This is a genomic window from Pseudoalteromonas sp. SR41-4, from assembly GCF_014163985.1.
Lineage (GTDB): Bacteria > Pseudomonadota > Gammaproteobacteria > Enterobacterales > Alteromonadaceae > Pseudoalteromonas > Pseudoalteromonas rhizosphaerae.
This window is the reverse complement of the sequence record NZ_JACJEI010000024.1, coordinates 1-13299: the sequence shown is the minus strand read 5'-3', so window position 1 is coordinate 13299 and position 13299 is coordinate 1. Positions and strand designations below refer to the sequence as shown.

Genomic DNA, 13299 nt, shown 5'->3' with positions numbered 1-13299 from the left:
ATCTCTAATTTATTATTTTTCAAGTAGTGCTAGTAAGCGGTCTAGTTTTGCTTCGATGCGATCAAGTTGACTAGAGTTATCTATAGTCTCACTTTTTTGCTGAGGTTGTTTTGCTAAATTATGGATAGAATCAGGGTTATTTTTATATTGGCTAACAGCAGCAATAATAACAGGCAATGGAATAGGTTGTGTCAGTTTACTTTTAGTTAAAGCTACAGTAGGAATTTTGCCTTCATCAAGAAGGGCTTTAATTGCATCAAAAACAACAGCATTCATTCGATTTTTAAACTCTTTAAAGTAAGGCATAGCACTAACATGTGCTGCGCCGGGTATAATAACAGGTGGTTGGCCGTAGCCAAATACTTTTACTGCTGACGTAAACGTACATCCAGTTCGTCAATCACTTCACTCCAATCACCATCTTCTGCTAATGATTCAGCAATAAAATGTTGTTGTGCTTGATCCCAAAAAGGGGCGTCTTGTAATAATGTTGTGGCGGGTAATGAATGAGCAGCAATGAAAGTGTCAATCTCAGCCTCTGAACTTGGTAAGCCGAGTTGTTTGAATAATGTATTGATATCGTGTTTAGTGGTATCCATGTCATGCTCCTTGATGGTAACAGTAAAACAGTTATAGAACTTTATGATGGGTTGTTAGAGTTTAACACCCGCTGAATTTGCCTTTTAACGCAGATAGGAATATACCTATAGTTGTTGATGTACAAAAAATCAAAATAATAAAAAAGGACTAGCTATGACAGTTGAGACTGAAAATGAGACATTTCGAGTTCAATATATTGCTGCAGAAGACATTAGTATTGCTGCGAGCTTAATCTATCAAGCTTATCATGATGATCCGCTATTGCAACCAATGCTCAATTATAGTGAGGCGAATAAAGCCGTTTATGAAAAAAAATTACGTGCTCTGATCCGTGAAGAGCTCAGTACTTTTTGGCAAGAAAAACAGCCGCTGATTGGTTTATATAAAAATGATCGTTTAAAAGCGGTTGCGTGTGTATTCGAATCATCAAGTCAGCTGCAAGCACAGCGCTATTGGCACTGGCGTTTAAAGTTAATGCTTAGTGCTGGCTATTTGCAAACAAATCAATTAATTGAGAAAGAGCAAACGATCCGTAATGCGCTCGCAGCACAAGGAAACTACTATTTTTTAGCCTTTATTGCAGTTGATCCTCATTTTCATGGTGAAGGCCTCGGCCGTCATCTACTTCGTGGCTTGAATGATTTAGTTAGCGGTAATCCAGCTGCATCGGGTATGGCTGTATTTGTAACCCAAGATAAACATACCGCGTTTTTTGCCAGTGAAGGTTTTGTGCACTTACAACAACTGACTTTTAACAATGTACAAGGTGAACTGCTATTTAAATCAGCTCAACAGCATTGATTTAAGATAAAGCGCCATAATGGAAATGTCACTGTGAGAGATATCTTACATTATCGTGCGCTTAAGCCTTTTATATCGCTGTGATCATGATTGATTTCATCGTAACAAACTGTTTTATAGTAAAAAAATTGTTTTTGCAAATTTGTTACATGAAAATTATTATTATTTATGACTACCGCTGAGTCCACTTTGCTTTAAACTTTACTTTGTCAAGACGACACAGACTCAATGAATGAGCTGCTGCCAAGGAAACGGATTATGGCAATTAAGCAAGATGCTTAGCAGGAAGCAAATGGACAAGTTAACACGGATGCAAGGATGAGTTAGGACACTGCGAGGATGCGGTACATTAGCGGAGCTAATGATAAGGATAGCCCAAAGGATTATATTACAGGAAGTAATAGGAGCGTTTGGAAACGCAGGACGGCCAGGTAGGCAAAGAGGATAACACTAGGATGTGTAGGATATTGCATAGATGCAATGTGAGGGTGTATTTGGATATATACCCGTTCAGGGGATAGATAAAAATGGTAGCTTCGGCGTAGGTATGGATGCCTTATTATGGACGAAGTCAGATTGGGGCGTAACTATATGTTACGCCTTAGTTTTTTATAGTTGACGTGAAATGATTAAATATCAGTGTGTGCTGATAACTTTCTAACTTTCTAACTTTCTAACTTGCTAACTTGCAAACTCGCTAACTCGCTAACTCGCAAACTCACTAACTCACTACTAAATCTTATGCGGCGGCACTAAAACGCTTTTCAGCATTTCATTTTCCATAAATAACACCCCTTGATAAACGCTTTCACCATCACTGGAAAATTCAAAAATAAACTCGCTTTTGATACCAGGTTTGCCGCTTTTTAAAAGGCCAAAGCGGCGTTTAGTGCAGGCGACACTCATTAATTGCACTTGTAACTGGTCGCTTTGACGTTTTGCGTGTGCGTTGGCAGCTTCAGCAACTTTACGATTAAGCCAAAAAAGATAAATCACACCACCAATGATAATGAATGTCCATAAACTTGCCATTTACGAGAATAACCTTCCAATTGCTCGCGCGAGGGTTTCGCTGCGATTTTCTTTGCGAAGTAAACCTAATAGGTGTGGTCGAATACTCGGTATTGCAACTAAGTCAGCAAAAATACTTGGGAAAAGCTCTTCAATTTGCTGATGGTGGGCGCAATTGTCCATAAAAATATGTAACCGCTCGGGATCAGTGAGCAAGTTAAAACAACGTCCTGCAATGGTCAGTAAAACATCCGATTCTGTGGCGATTTCTGAATCTAAAAGAGTATCCACTAATTGTACCGTAAGTGTTTGCGCTTGTGCTTTTGACATTGCACGTAGGGCACAACACAGTGCTAAGGTATCTTTTTGCGCAATGGCTTGCTGGGCGTAGCTTAACAACTGTTGACTAAATACCGGCGGTATTTCAACGTGTTCAAGCATTGCGCTGAGCGGTTGTAACACTTCAGCTGGCAGTTGCTCCCAGGCTTGTTGTAATGACGCTAGATTTTTATCGCTATCTAAGCGTAATGCAAAATCAGCAATCCCCTGTACTGCAACACTTTGCCAATTATCAAACCCTAGTTTGCCACTAAAATACAGTTGGGTGTACTCATAATATTGTGAGGCAGGTTGTTTTAATAACACTTTTAACTGTGCATTAAATGCAGCTAGTTTATTTGCGTTAGGTGTAAACACATATGGGTTATTATCAAGCTTCCCGTCGGCTTGCTCGCCGGTCAAATCATTGCCAAGTGCTTCTATCACCATATTGGCAAAGTGATCGCGACTGGCGCATACCAGTTTGCTTTGCTCATCAACTGGAAACTTTAAAAACCACACGTAGGGCTCGCTACTGGCTTTGCTATCCCAAAACTGAATAGCTAACCATGCATGGCCTGCGAGCGGGAAAGGATAGGGGATCTGTGCTTGCTCAATGGCTAAAAATTGCTTTTTATCTAGCTTGGTAATATGTCTGCCAATATCAAAAGCGCGCCAATTTGTACCTGCGCCATCAAGTAATTGCCCTAAGGTTGCGATCTGCTCGGTCATAATGATCCACTGATTTTTTACTGCAAAATTCGTTAAATTATACGCCATAGCAGGCCATGTGGGAACAGGGTATAATCAAGCAATGATAATCAACAAGGGTGGTTATGTACCAACAGACCCAAACTTACTTAACGCAACTCGAAGACTTATTAAAACAGCATCAACTTTGGCAAAATACTCCAATTGATCCGCAAGCGTTAAACTCAACAGTGCCATTTTGTCACGATACTATGGCGTTTGAGCAGTGGTTACAATTTGTATTTATTGAAAAAATGCAAATGTTAGTTGCTAAACAGCAGCCGTTACCGAGTAATTTTGCAATTGCACCGATGGCTGAGTTAATGCTTACTGAAAAGGCTGGAGGCGATGCCATCATCGCGTTACTCACAGAGTTTGATAATGTACTAGGAAGCAGCCATGAGTGAACGCCCTGAGCCAATTGAATTTGCTGAGCTTGAAATTTTATACCGTGATGAAAACTATATCGCAATTAATAAGCCTTCTGGTTTATTAGTACACAGATCATTTTTAGATAAACATGAAACACAATTTGCGATGCAGATGCTGCGCGATCAAATTGGCCAGCATGTGTTCCCTGTGCATCGTTTAGATAGGCCTACATCGGGCGTCTTACTGTTTGCATTGAGCTCTGAAGCTGCACGGGACATTAATCAGTTATTTATTGATAATCAAATCTCTAAACGCTATCTCGCGTTAGTGCGTGGTTTTGCGCCGGAGTCGGTGTTTTTAGATAAGCCACTAAAAGAACAGCTGGATAAAATTGCGGATAAGTTTGCTGATCAAAATAAAGCCCCACAAGAGGCACAAACTCTGTTTAACTGCTTGCAGCAAGCAACGTTACCGATACCAATTGATAAATACCCAACAGTGCGCTATTCGCTGGTGGAGTGCTTTCCTAAAACTGGTCGTAAGCATCAAATCCGCCGTCACTTAAAACATTTATCACTGCCTATAATTGGTGATGTTAATCATGGTGATAATCAGCATAACCAATTTTTTAGAGAGCATTTTGCATTACGTCGATTAATGTTATTTGCAACTGAGCTTAATTTTGTGCACCCTTATACTCAACAACAGATCAATATTAAAGCGCCGCTAGGTGAAGAAATGCTCACTATTTGTCAACAGCTTGGCTGGCCACATCAAGAGAGGGATTATTAATGGCAACTATTAGCATATTTGTAGGCAGTGTATATGGCGGTGCCGAGCGTTTAAGTGTCGAAGTTATTGACGCAATAGAACAAGCAGGGCACAGCGTAAATTTAGTCGATCAACCAACCATTGCAGATATTCAGCAAGCCACACATATTTTAGTTATCACTTCAACTACCGGGCAAGGTGATATTCCTGACAACCTTGCTGGTTTTTTTAACGAGTTGAATAGCACTTTTCCTATGTTAACTGCTAAGCCATACGGTATTATCGCTATGGGCGACCGAAGTTATGGTGATACGTTTTGTGGTGCAGGGCGAAGTTTTGATGAGTTATTTCGTGACTTACAAGCACAACCTATCGGCCATCGTTTAGAAATTGATGCCTGTGAAGATTTTGAACCTTGGCCAGTAACTCAGCCATGGCTCCAAGAGTGGTTAGCTAAGTTACCTCATTAGACAATAAAAAAGAGCGAAAACGCTCTTTTTTATTGTCTGTATTATTTCGCTTAGGTGCTTTTTACGTCCACTTTAAGCTTTAACTTTTGCCCTGGTTGTAAGTACTTTTGTCCTGCTAAGTTATTCCATTTGATAATATCGTTTACTGTTAAGTTAAACTTAGCTGCGATGCGAGCCAGAGAGTCACCACGGCGAACTTTATAGGTGATTGTCCGCTCGGTACTGACTAACGCCGCCTTAGGGGTCTTAGGGCTCTGATAAACCGTTAACTTTTGGCCTAAACGTAATACACTATTCTTTTTAAGTTTATTCCAGCTAGCGAGTTCATTAATGGTTACATCGTACTCTCGGCTTATATCCCATAAAGTGTCGCCACTTTTAACCGTATGAGACAGTTTCTTTTGACTATTGTTATTCACCGCCATACGCATTTGTTTTGGTAGGTGTTCGCTATTAATTGCACCGTCACTTAACGGCACTAATAATTGCTGACCAATACGAATGGTATTTGACTTTAGTTTATTGAGTGATTTGATAGCGCTGGTGCTGGTGGCAAACTTCTTCGCAATTACCGATAAGCTGTCACCGCTTGCGACAATATACTGTTGCCAACGCAGACGATCTTTCATCGCTGTTTTAGCTAATAACTGTTGAAACTGCTCAATTTTGTCTGTTGGTAATAATAAAAAGTGAGGACCATTTGGATCCGTTGCCCAGCGATTAAAGCCAGGATTTAAACGATACAATTCAGTCAGGCTAATGTCAGCCATATCCGCAGCAAGTGCTAAATCAATTTGTGAACCTATATCAACGGCTTCAACAACTTGTGCATTGATAATCGGGTTCCACTTTACCCCAAAGTCATCTTGGCGTTTTAGTAAATCTGATAATGCTAATAGCTTTGGCACATAGGCGGTGGTTTCACTTGGTAAATCAAGAGACCAAAAATCAGTAGGCAAGTGCTTTTTACGGTTCTTTTTTATGGCGCGTAATAAACGCCCTTCACCTGAGTTATAGGCCGCAATGGCGTTGAGCCAATCACCCTCTAAGGTTTTATGTAAATAAGATAGATAATCAAGCGCCGCACGGGTTGATTGTACAATGTCACGACGACCGTCGTACCACCAGTTTTGCTTTAAATCAAAACGCTCACCAGTTTGTGGCATAAATTGCCAAATACCCGATGCACTTCGGTATGAGTAGCCAAACGGGTCAAAGGCACTTTCAACAATAGGCAGTAATGCTATTTCAATTGGCATATCACGCTTTTCAACTTCTTCTACAATAAAATGCAGATAAGGTTCCGCGCGTTTTGAGATGCGATCTAGATAAGCTTGATGTTTAGCATAATAATTACGCTCAGTGACAACTGGGCGATTTTGCGGCACTTCAATTGATAATTGGTAACGAATTCGCTCCCACACATCATCAAAAACGGGTGGTGCATCATCCAAGTCGTTAACTTGTTGGTATTGTGCATTGATCATCAATGCTTCACTGATATCGTGTGGGCTGGCGCCATTAAGTTGTGGCTGCTCTGCTTGATTGACGATAGCGTCATCAGATTGTGTTGATGTCAAGGTTTGACAACCACTTAGCACTAAAGCCAAGGCTAAAACGAGGGGGGATTTATTCATAAATACCAATACATCAGGTAAAAAACTCGGCGAATACTACCCGTTATGAGTCGGTATTACCACTTTATGACCGTTTAAAATATGCAACAATGCCGCTGTTTACCAGCTAACTAAATAATCTGCTTAGATTTATTAACTACAGAGCAGGTTTATTATATTAAAAATGATCTTTCCAGGTTCTCAGACCTGCGAAGTTTTGCCAAGGTTCAGTTTTTTGTGCTGAGTTTTTTCTGAGTCCTTTAAATTGTGCAGGCAATAGCGTGGTAATGCTTGGCAGCTCGCTACGCATAAACGGGTTTATTTTTAACTCTTGCCCTAAAGTACTCGGCAAAGTGATTAAGTCGTTGTTACGTTGCTCGTCAACCCAGTGTGAATAGTTGAGCAAGTCTTGATTATCCGGTTCAACGGCTAATGCAAATGCTAAGTTAGCTTGGGTGTATTCGTGAGTACAATAAATTTTACAATCATGCGGTAGCGCTTTTAGTTTGTTAAATGAGTGGTACATTTGCTCTGCTGTTCCTTCAAATAAGCGTCCGCAACCACCACTGAATAATGTATCGCCAGTAAAAGCGAGAGCAGGGTGGGTATAGCAAATATGATCTAAGGTATGTCCAGGTGTTGTTATGATGGAAAATTCTGTCCCAAGTACGGTTATCTTATCCGCGTCCATTAATGGTTTTGTGATCCCTTTAAATGGACTATTGTGTGGGCCATATACATCAATGCCCACAAATTTTTCACACAAAGCGGCTACGCCATCAGTATGATCATAATGATGATGGGTAACTAAAATACCCGCTAAGGTCAAACCAGCTTGGTTTAAATAAGTTAACACTGGTTCAGCTTGACCTGGGTCAACTACCCATGCTTGCGAACTTGTAGGATCGCTAAGGCACCAAATGTAATTATCAGAAAAGGCTTTAATTGCTTTGACTTGCACCATGTGACATTGCTCTATAAAGTGACGATATCAAACAGTATAACGAGCTCAGCGTATGAAACCAGCCCTTAGTTTTCAAGAAGGACCCAAACCACTGTCGTGGCAAGAGTTTCCTCATGGTGACTATTTACGTAGTGATATAGAACGTAAAATGGCCAAGTGGTTACCGCGAATGTTTGGCTATCACATGTTAAAACTCGGTAATCTCAGTGGCGAACTTAATACCAGTAAAAGTACCATTAAACACCAAGTCTGCGTAGCAGAGTCAGGACCATTTACAGGTGTTGTTGCCGATATAGATGAACTCCCTTTTTACGAGCACAGTGTTGATGCCTGTATATTAAGTCATTGCTTAGAGTATCACACCGATCCGCATCATATATTACGTGAAGCACACCGCACCTTAATACCAGGTGGCTATATGGTGATCACCGGGTTTAACCCATTTAGTTTATGTGGACTTGCGCAGTTGTTGCCCTTTAGCGGTCAAAAGTTGCCATGGACGGGACGCTTTTTCACTCCCGCACGGGTAAAAGATTGGCTTAACCTATTAGGTTTTGAAATAGTCAGTGATGAACGTTTTATTTATTCGTCATTAGCACGAGGCAACCGTTTATCGCGGTTTGCGCCATGGCGACGTTTTACCAAGCAATATCTAAAACCCATGGGAAGTGTGTATATGTTGGTCGCTCGTAAACGAGTTGCGCCTTTGACACCCATAAAGCCTAAATGGCACGCTCGTCCACAGTTTGCTCCAGTAAAAGGAGCTGGTTTACGGCAAACCTCAAAGCAACACTGTGAGCGGAAGCGTTAAATAACGCTGACTGTTTTGCTGTGCTTTTGGTAATTGGCCTGCGCGAATATTCATTTGTATTGCTGGGTGCAATAATTTAGGTGCACTGAGTGTTGCATCACGGGCGCTACGGGTTGTTATGTAATCTTGCTCAGAGGCTTGTAGATGAATATTACTGGTGCGCTGCTCGAGTACCGATGTTTTATTAGCAAGTGGGCGATCACCCGGCTGATAGTCGTGGCACATCCATAAAATAGTTTCATCGGGCAGGGCTAAAATACGTTGCAGTGACTGATAAAGCGTTTTGGCACTGCCACCTGGGAAATCACAGCGTGCAGTGCCGCTATCGGGCATAAAAAATGTGTCACCAACAAACAAGTTGCCTTCAATTAAATAACACACACTGTCTGGAGTATGGCCTGGAGTCGCTAATACAGTAACCTTGTGTGCGCCCAGTGCAAAATGCTCGTTATCAGTAAATAGCTGTTCAAATGGGCTGCCATCACATGGCATATTAATATTATACAGGCGGCTAAAATGTTCTTGCACTTGTATTATTTTTTTACCCGTTGCTAACTTGCAAGGATGATATGTCGCAAGTTGCTGCTTTATATAACTGGCGGCAGTAATGTGATCTGCATGGGCGTGGCTTTCTAAAACCCACTCAAGAATAAGTTGGTTATCGTTTATATGGGCAATGATCTCGTCGGCGGTTTGAAAACTTAACGTATAGCTAGCAGCATCAAAGTCAGCAGGGGCATCGATCAACATGGCAGATTTAGTGGTTTGGCAAGACACTAAATAAGTAAAGGTAGCACTTTGCTGATGAAAAAAAGACTCGATCGAGATAGCCATTTAACAACTCCATTATTTAATATATCCAAATCTTATATCATATAACTAAGTTGTTAAATGGTTTATGATGAATTACCTACTAATATTATTCAGGGTTGTAACCTTCATCGACTAATAAATCTTTACTGCCAGCGGCATCTCGCGCCAAATCATCAACAATTTCATTGTATTTATTGCCGCTATGACCTTTTACCCACTTCCAAGTCACATTATGACGGGCGCAGGCTGCATCAAGACGCTGCCATAAATCGACATTTTTAACTGGTTTTTTAGCAGCTGTTTTCCAGCCTCGCTTCTTCCAGTTAGCAAGCCATGATTCAATACCTTGTTTCACGTATTGGCTGTCGGTGGTGAGATTTATCTCACACGGGCGGTTTAAACTCTCAAGAGCAACAATTGCTGCGAGCATTTCCATTCGATTATTGGTGGTGAGGGTATAGCCTTGGCTTAATTTTTTTTCGTGGTCATTATAAAACATAAAAATACCATAACCGCCGGGGCCCGGATTACCTAAACATGAGCCATCGGTGTAAATCTCTACGGTTTTTTGCACTGTTTTCCCTTGATCTTATGTACAATAAAGTGATTATAGAAAGATACCAGAGTCAGGCTAAATTCGATATGGCACGTAGACAAATAGTTTTAGATACAGAAACCACCGGCATCGACCCTAAACAAGGGCATCGTATTATTGAAATTGGCTGTGTGGAATTAGTGAATCGTCGTTTAACCGGCAATAACTTTCACGTTTATATCAACCCACAGCGCAAAAGTGACGAAGAAGCCATTGATGTTCATGGTATCACTAATGAGTTTTTACGTGATAAACCGTTATTCCATCAAATAGCTCAAGAGTTTCTCGACTATATTAGAGGGGCGGAGCTGGTAATTCATAATGCGCCGTTCGATGTCGGTCATATGGATAATGAATTTGCGTTGCTCAATCAAGGTTATCAAAAAACCCATGATTACTGCCAAGTTCTCGACACCCTCAAAATGGCGCGTGACTTGCATCCAGGACAGAAGAATAACTTAGATGCGTTATGCCGGCGTTATGATGTAGATAACGCTAAGCGTACCTTACACGGCGCACTACTGGATTCTGAGATCTTAGCTGACGTTTATTTAGCGATGACGGGGGGGCAGGTAAAGCTCAATCTTAATCAAAATAAAAATCAAGGCAGTGAGCAACAACAAAAAGAACTGCGTCGTTTAGATTCAAACCGTCCACCGCTGGTGGTCTTACAAGCCAATAATGATGAGCAACTCGCTCACGAAGAGCGATTAAATATAGTCAACGAAGCCGGTGGTCAATGTATATGGCGCGCCGAATAAGGCAAAACATGAGAAGCATAATGTTAGTTGTGTGTTTGGTTATGATGTTACCAAACACCAGCAGTGCAACAAATGAAGATAAAATAACCTTACTGCAGCGCGATGGGCGGCAAAATGAAATTCCTTTACTGGAAAATCGTTTTCGTATTGATTATAAAGTTGACGAAATCACCTTATTATTTTTTCGCAAGCCCGGTGCACCAGCAGTGGTATTGGTAAAACCCGATGGCAGTAAATATTATGCAACCTCGGCGAGAAAAGATGACAACCTACAATGGTTTGATGAGCTAAGTTATGATCTGATTACTATTAAGCAGCCAATGCCTGGGCCTTGGCAGGTCGTTGGTAGTATTTTGCCGAAAAGCCGGATTGTGGTGTTAGGAGAAGTAGAATTACAAGCCGAACCATTACCCCCATTACTGTTTCGTGGCGAAACAGTTAAAATTACAGGGCAAATACTAAATGATGGTGAGCCGATTCAAGTGGGCTTGTTTCGGGATGTGGTCAGTTTAAATGTTGACTTTATTAGCACCAATAACAGTGACTTTGCAAACTTTGGCGCTGGCACTCAGAATGTTGCTGAATTTAAAGACGATGGCCGTGGTTTCGATGAGCGCCCTAAAGATGGTATTTTTACCGGTGAATTTAAATTAGTTTTCCCAGCCGGACAATGGCGACCAGAGCTATATATTGAAACCCCATTATTAAAGCGCACCGTCGTGCAAGATCTTATCGAAGTTAAAGAACCCCCCTTTAGTTATGAAATCGCCTTAGCCGAAGATGACCTGCAAGAACATCAATTAACCATTACCCTCGATAACCAAATAGTGCAACCAGATACGGTATTGATCCAAGGTAAAATTTATTACCCCAATAATGAAGAGCAAATGTTTACGCTTGATGCTAAAAACAGTTTGACCCGTCAGCTGACGATTAAAAATTATGATTGGGGGCGATACAGTATTGAACTGTCTGTTTTTGGTACTAATGTTAATGGGCGCGAATTTATGGCGACTTTACCGACCTATAAATTTGAAATAGAACGACCAATAGAAGTGGTGCCTGAATTACCAGAACCAATTATTACCCCAGCACAGCAACAAGAAATAGAAAGAGTTGCTAAGGAAGCCGAATCAATGGCAACAATTACATTTATTAGTTTAATTGTTGGCGGGAATTTACTGGTTTTGCTGTTGGGTTGGTTAGCAATTCGTGTATTTGTGCAGAAAAAATCAATCATGCCGAAAATCAACTTACCATTTTTGAAGAAAAAAACAGCAGTTGAAAATGAGCCGCAAAGTAATGAAAAAAAAGAACTCGACAAAAATGGTTCAAAAAGTGATAGATCCGGTGAAATTTTAAACCTTTCGATGTCAGATGACTAAAAAACCTGTAAAAAAACAAAAAAGCCCTTGACGAAGTAGGGGTTGGTTCGTATTATTCACGCCGCTGTCAGGGGAGACTCAGACAGCAACGAAAATGTGGAGTGGTAGTTCAGTTGGTTAGAATACCGGCCTGTCACGCCGGGGGTCGCGGGTTCGAGTCCCGTCCACTCCGCCAATTTTCGACAATTTGTAAGTAGACGCTGGAGTGGTAGTTCAGTTGGTTAGAATACCGGCCTGTCACGCCGGGGGTCGCGGGTTCGAGTCCCGTCCACTCCGCCAACACTTACACAACATATGGTTGTAAAACATATTCTTATTATGGAGTGGTAGTTCAGTTGGTTAGAATACCGGCCTGTCACGCCGGGGGTCGCGGGTTCGAGTCCCGTCCACTCCGCCAATAAGAAAAAATAACAGTTTAAATATGCGCTGGAGTGGTAGTTCAGTTGGTTAGAATACCGGCCTGTCACGCCGGGGGTCGCGGGTTCGAGTCCCGTCCACTCCGCCAACTATTTAAACAATGTTATATTACAAAATTTGTATGCTGGAGTGGTAGTTCAGTTGGTTAGAATACCGGCCTGTCACGCCGGGGGTCGCGGGTTCGAGTCCCGTCCACTCCGCCAACAAATTAAGTAATAACAAGTATAATGATATCTCTGCGGAGTGGTAGTTCAGTTGGTTAGAATACCGGCCTGTCACGCCGGGGGTCGCGGGTTCGAGTCCCGTCCACTCCGCCACTTGATATCAGTAATAAAATTAGTAAGTGCATTACCCCATGCACATACCACTGCGGAGTGGTAGTTCAGTTGGTTAGAATACCGGCCTGTCACGCCGGGGGTCGCGGGTTCGAGTCCCGTCCACTCCGCCACTTGTTATTTCCTCAATAATAAGTTTATAAAGTCCTTGTATACCTATTGCAATAAAACATACTTTGGCTATCAGCTATCAGCTATCAGCTATCAGCTATCAGCTATCAGCTATCAGCTATCAGTTATCTTACCTGAACTTGACAAAGAACATAATAAAACCAGCAAGCTTGATCAGAACTACCGGCTTATAATTAAACTTCTAGTCAGCTTTAATATATTAGCCTTGTGGGCCAAAGGGTTCTTTTAAGTAGGTATCTAAAAGGTTTAGATACGCGTTGGAGGCAGTGATACGATTTTCTTTTTTGCTAAAACCATGACCTTCATCGTCAAATAATGCATATACGACCGGTAGGCCATTGGCTTTCCCTGCGGCAACTGACTCCTCACAGTCTAAC

General features: G+C 41.5%; 15 protein-coding genes and 7 tRNA genes. 14 read left to right on the top strand and 8 right to left on the bottom strand.

Annotated elements, in window-relative coordinates; translation table 11 throughout:
• Nucleotides 1-12: 12 nt before the first annotated feature.
• Nucleotides 13-276, bottom strand: coding sequence for a hypothetical protein (locus tag H5180_RS16905; RefSeq protein WP_145241630.1), 264 nt, complete (start codon nucleotides 274-276; stop codon nucleotides 13-15).
• 89 nt (nucleotides 277-365) lie between these two features.
• Nucleotides 366-599 carry a DUF2789 domain-containing protein gene (locus H5180_RS16900; protein WP_145241632.1) on the bottom strand — a complete coding sequence of 78 codons (234 nt, stop codon included), beginning with the start codon at nucleotides 597-599 and terminating at the stop codon, nucleotides 366-368.
• Nucleotides 600-753: 154 nt separating this feature from the next.
• Here H5180_RS16900 and H5180_RS16895 point away from each other — a divergent pair, with 154 nt between their 5' ends.
• Nucleotides 754-1401 (top strand): GNAT family N-acetyltransferase, encoded by a 648-nt coding sequence (locus H5180_RS16895; protein ID WP_145241634.1) that lies wholly within the window; start codon nucleotides 754-756, stop codon nucleotides 1399-1401.
• Between the two features lie 732 nt (nucleotides 1402-2133).
• On the opposite strand, the gene H5180_RS16890 is transcribed toward H5180_RS16895, so the two are convergent.
• Together H5180_RS16890 and H5180_RS16885 are read right to left on the bottom strand one after the other, a co-directional pair.
• Entirely contained in the window at nucleotides 2134-2433 is a 300-nt protein-coding gene (locus H5180_RS16890) for a DUF3301 domain-containing protein (RefSeq protein ID WP_145241637.1), read from the bottom strand.
• Nucleotides 2434-3462 carry a DUF3549 family protein gene (locus H5180_RS16885; RefSeq protein WP_145241667.1) on the bottom strand — a complete coding sequence of 343 codons (1029 nt, stop codon included), beginning with the start codon at nucleotides 3460-3462 and terminating at the stop codon, nucleotides 2434-2436. It lies immediately after the preceding gene.
• Between the two features lie 104 nt (nucleotides 3463-3566).
• Between H5180_RS16885 and H5180_RS16880 the strand changes: the two genes are divergently transcribed.
• Genes H5180_RS16880 through H5180_RS16870 form a run of 3 tightly spaced genes read left to right on the top strand, consistent with a single transcriptional unit; the run spans nucleotide 3567 to nucleotide 5093 of the window.
• Nucleotides 3567-3887, top strand: a complete 321-nt coding sequence (locus H5180_RS16880) for a YqcC family protein (protein WP_182731913.1) — start codon at nucleotides 3567-3569, stop codon at nucleotides 3885-3887.
• Nucleotides 3880-4644: a tRNA pseudouridine(65) synthase TruC gene (gene truC / locus H5180_RS16875; protein WP_145241641.1), complete on the top strand. Its 765-nt coding sequence runs from the start codon at nucleotides 3880-3882 to the stop codon at nucleotides 4642-4644. Before H5180_RS16880 ends, truC begins: the two co-directional genes overlap by 8 nt.
• Nucleotides 4644-5093: a flavodoxin gene (locus H5180_RS16870; RefSeq protein ID WP_182758675.1), complete on the top strand. Its 450-nt coding sequence runs from the start codon at nucleotides 4644-4646 to the stop codon at nucleotides 5091-5093. The genes truC and H5180_RS16870 overlap by 1 nt, the downstream gene beginning before the upstream one ends.
• 50 nt (nucleotides 5094-5143) lie before the next feature.
• On the opposite strand, the gene H5180_RS16865 is transcribed toward H5180_RS16870, so the two are convergent.
• A complete protein-coding gene (locus tag H5180_RS16865) occupies nucleotides 5144-6730 on the bottom strand; it encodes a LysM peptidoglycan-binding domain-containing protein (RefSeq protein ID WP_145241645.1) in 1587 nt (528 codons plus the stop codon).
• Between the two features lie 157 nt (nucleotides 6731-6887).
• A complete protein-coding gene (gloB, locus tag H5180_RS16860; RefSeq protein ID WP_145241647.1) occupies nucleotides 6888-7673 on the bottom strand; it encodes a hydroxyacylglutathione hydrolase in 786 nt (261 codons plus the stop codon).
• 52 nt (nucleotides 7674-7725) lie between these two features.
• Between gloB and H5180_RS16855 the strand changes: the two genes are divergently transcribed.
• Nucleotides 7726-8484 carry a class I SAM-dependent methyltransferase gene (locus H5180_RS16855; RefSeq protein WP_145241649.1) on the top strand — a complete coding sequence of 253 codons (759 nt, stop codon included), beginning with the start codon at nucleotides 7726-7728 and terminating at the stop codon, nucleotides 8482-8484.
• On the opposite strand, the gene H5180_RS16850 is transcribed toward H5180_RS16855, so the two are convergent.
• Together H5180_RS16850 and rnhA are read right to left on the bottom strand one after the other, a co-directional pair.
• Nucleotides 8455-9318, bottom strand: coding sequence for an MBL fold metallo-hydrolase (locus tag H5180_RS16850; protein WP_182758674.1), 864 nt, complete (start codon nucleotides 9316-9318; stop codon nucleotides 8455-8457). The genes H5180_RS16855 and H5180_RS16850 overlap by 30 nt on opposite strands.
• 85 nt (nucleotides 9319-9403) lie before the next feature.
• Entirely contained in the window at nucleotides 9404-9871 is a 468-nt protein-coding gene (gene rnhA / locus H5180_RS16845; protein WP_145241653.1) for a ribonuclease HI, read from the bottom strand.
• A gap of 68 nt (nucleotides 9872-9939) precedes the next feature.
• Here rnhA and dnaQ point away from each other — a divergent pair, with 68 nt between their 5' ends.
• From dnaQ to H5180_RS16800, 9 genes are all read left to right on the top strand, one after another.
• Nucleotides 9940-10653 (top strand): DNA polymerase III subunit epsilon, encoded by a 714-nt coding sequence (dnaQ, locus tag H5180_RS16840; RefSeq protein ID WP_145241655.1) that lies wholly within the window; start codon nucleotides 9940-9942, stop codon nucleotides 10651-10653.
• Between the two features lie 8 nt (nucleotides 10654-10661).
• The gene (locus H5180_RS16835) at nucleotides 10662-12038 is read left to right on the top strand and encodes a TIGR03503 family protein (protein WP_149982935.1); all 1377 of its coding nucleotides are present in this window, start codon (nucleotides 10662-10664) and stop codon (nucleotides 12036-12038) included.
• A 98-nt stretch (nucleotides 12039-12136) separates the two neighbouring features.
• A tRNA-Asp gene (locus tag H5180_RS16830) sits at nucleotides 12137-12213 on the top strand.
• 27 nt (nucleotides 12214-12240) lie between these two features.
• Nucleotides 12241-12317 (top strand) — tRNA-Asp (locus tag H5180_RS16825).
• Nucleotides 12318-12358: 41 nt separating this feature from the next.
• Nucleotides 12359-12435, top strand: a tRNA-Asp gene (locus H5180_RS16820).
• A 31-nt stretch (nucleotides 12436-12466) separates the two neighbouring features.
• Nucleotides 12467-12543, top strand: a tRNA-Asp gene (locus H5180_RS16815).
• Between the two features lie 38 nt (nucleotides 12544-12581).
• Nucleotides 12582-12658: transfer RNA gene (locus H5180_RS16810), tRNA-Asp, on the top strand.
• 37 nt (nucleotides 12659-12695) lie between these two features.
• A tRNA-Asp gene (locus H5180_RS16805) sits at nucleotides 12696-12772 on the top strand.
• A 54-nt stretch (nucleotides 12773-12826) separates the two neighbouring features.
• Nucleotides 12827-12903 (top strand) — tRNA-Asp (locus tag H5180_RS16800).
• Nucleotides 12904-13299 lie beyond the last annotated feature (396 nt).

Coding starts and splice junctions, on each gene's coding strand:
- H5180_RS16905 (WP_145241630.1), bottom strand. CDS start 276: ATGAATGCTGTTGTTTTTGATGCAATTAAAGCCCTTCTTGATGAAGGC.
- H5180_RS16900 (WP_145241632.1), bottom strand. CDS start 599: ATGGATACCACTAAACACGATATCAATACATTATTCAAACAACTCGGC.
- H5180_RS16895 (WP_145241634.1), top strand. CDS start 754: ATGACAGTTGAGACTGAAAATGAGACATTTCGAGTTCAATATATTGCT.
- H5180_RS16890 (WP_145241637.1), bottom strand. CDS start 2,433: ATGGCAAGTTTATGGACATTCATTATCATTGGTGGTGTGATTTATCTT.
- H5180_RS16885 (WP_145241667.1), bottom strand. CDS start 3,462: ATGACCGAGCAGATCGCAACCTTAGGGCAATTACTTGATGGCGCAGGT.
- H5180_RS16880 (WP_182731913.1), top strand. CDS start 3,567: ATGTACCAACAGACCCAAACTTACTTAACGCAACTCGAAGACTTATTA.
- truC (WP_145241641.1), top strand. CDS start 3,880: ATGAGTGAACGCCCTGAGCCAATTGAATTTGCTGAGCTTGAAATTTTA.
- H5180_RS16870 (WP_182758675.1), top strand. CDS start 4,644: ATGGCAACTATTAGCATATTTGTAGGCAGTGTATATGGCGGTGCCGAG.
- H5180_RS16865 (WP_145241645.1), bottom strand. CDS start 6,730: ATGAATAAATCCCCCCTCGTTTTAGCCTTGGCTTTAGTGCTAAGTGGT.
- gloB (WP_145241647.1), bottom strand. CDS start 7,673: ATGGTGCAAGTCAAAGCAATTAAAGCCTTTTCTGATAATTACATTTGG.
- H5180_RS16855 (WP_145241649.1), top strand. CDS start 7,726: ATGAAACCAGCCCTTAGTTTTCAAGAAGGACCCAAACCACTGTCGTGG.
- H5180_RS16850 (WP_182758674.1), bottom strand. CDS start 9,318: ATGGCTATCTCGATCGAGTCTTTTTTTCATCAGCAAAGTGCTACCTTT.
- dnaQ (WP_145241655.1), top strand. CDS start 9,940: ATGGCACGTAGACAAATAGTTTTAGATACAGAAACCACCGGCATCGAC.
- H5180_RS16835 (WP_149982935.1), top strand. CDS start 10,662: ATGAGAAGCATAATGTTAGTTGTGTGTTTGGTTATGATGTTACCAAAC.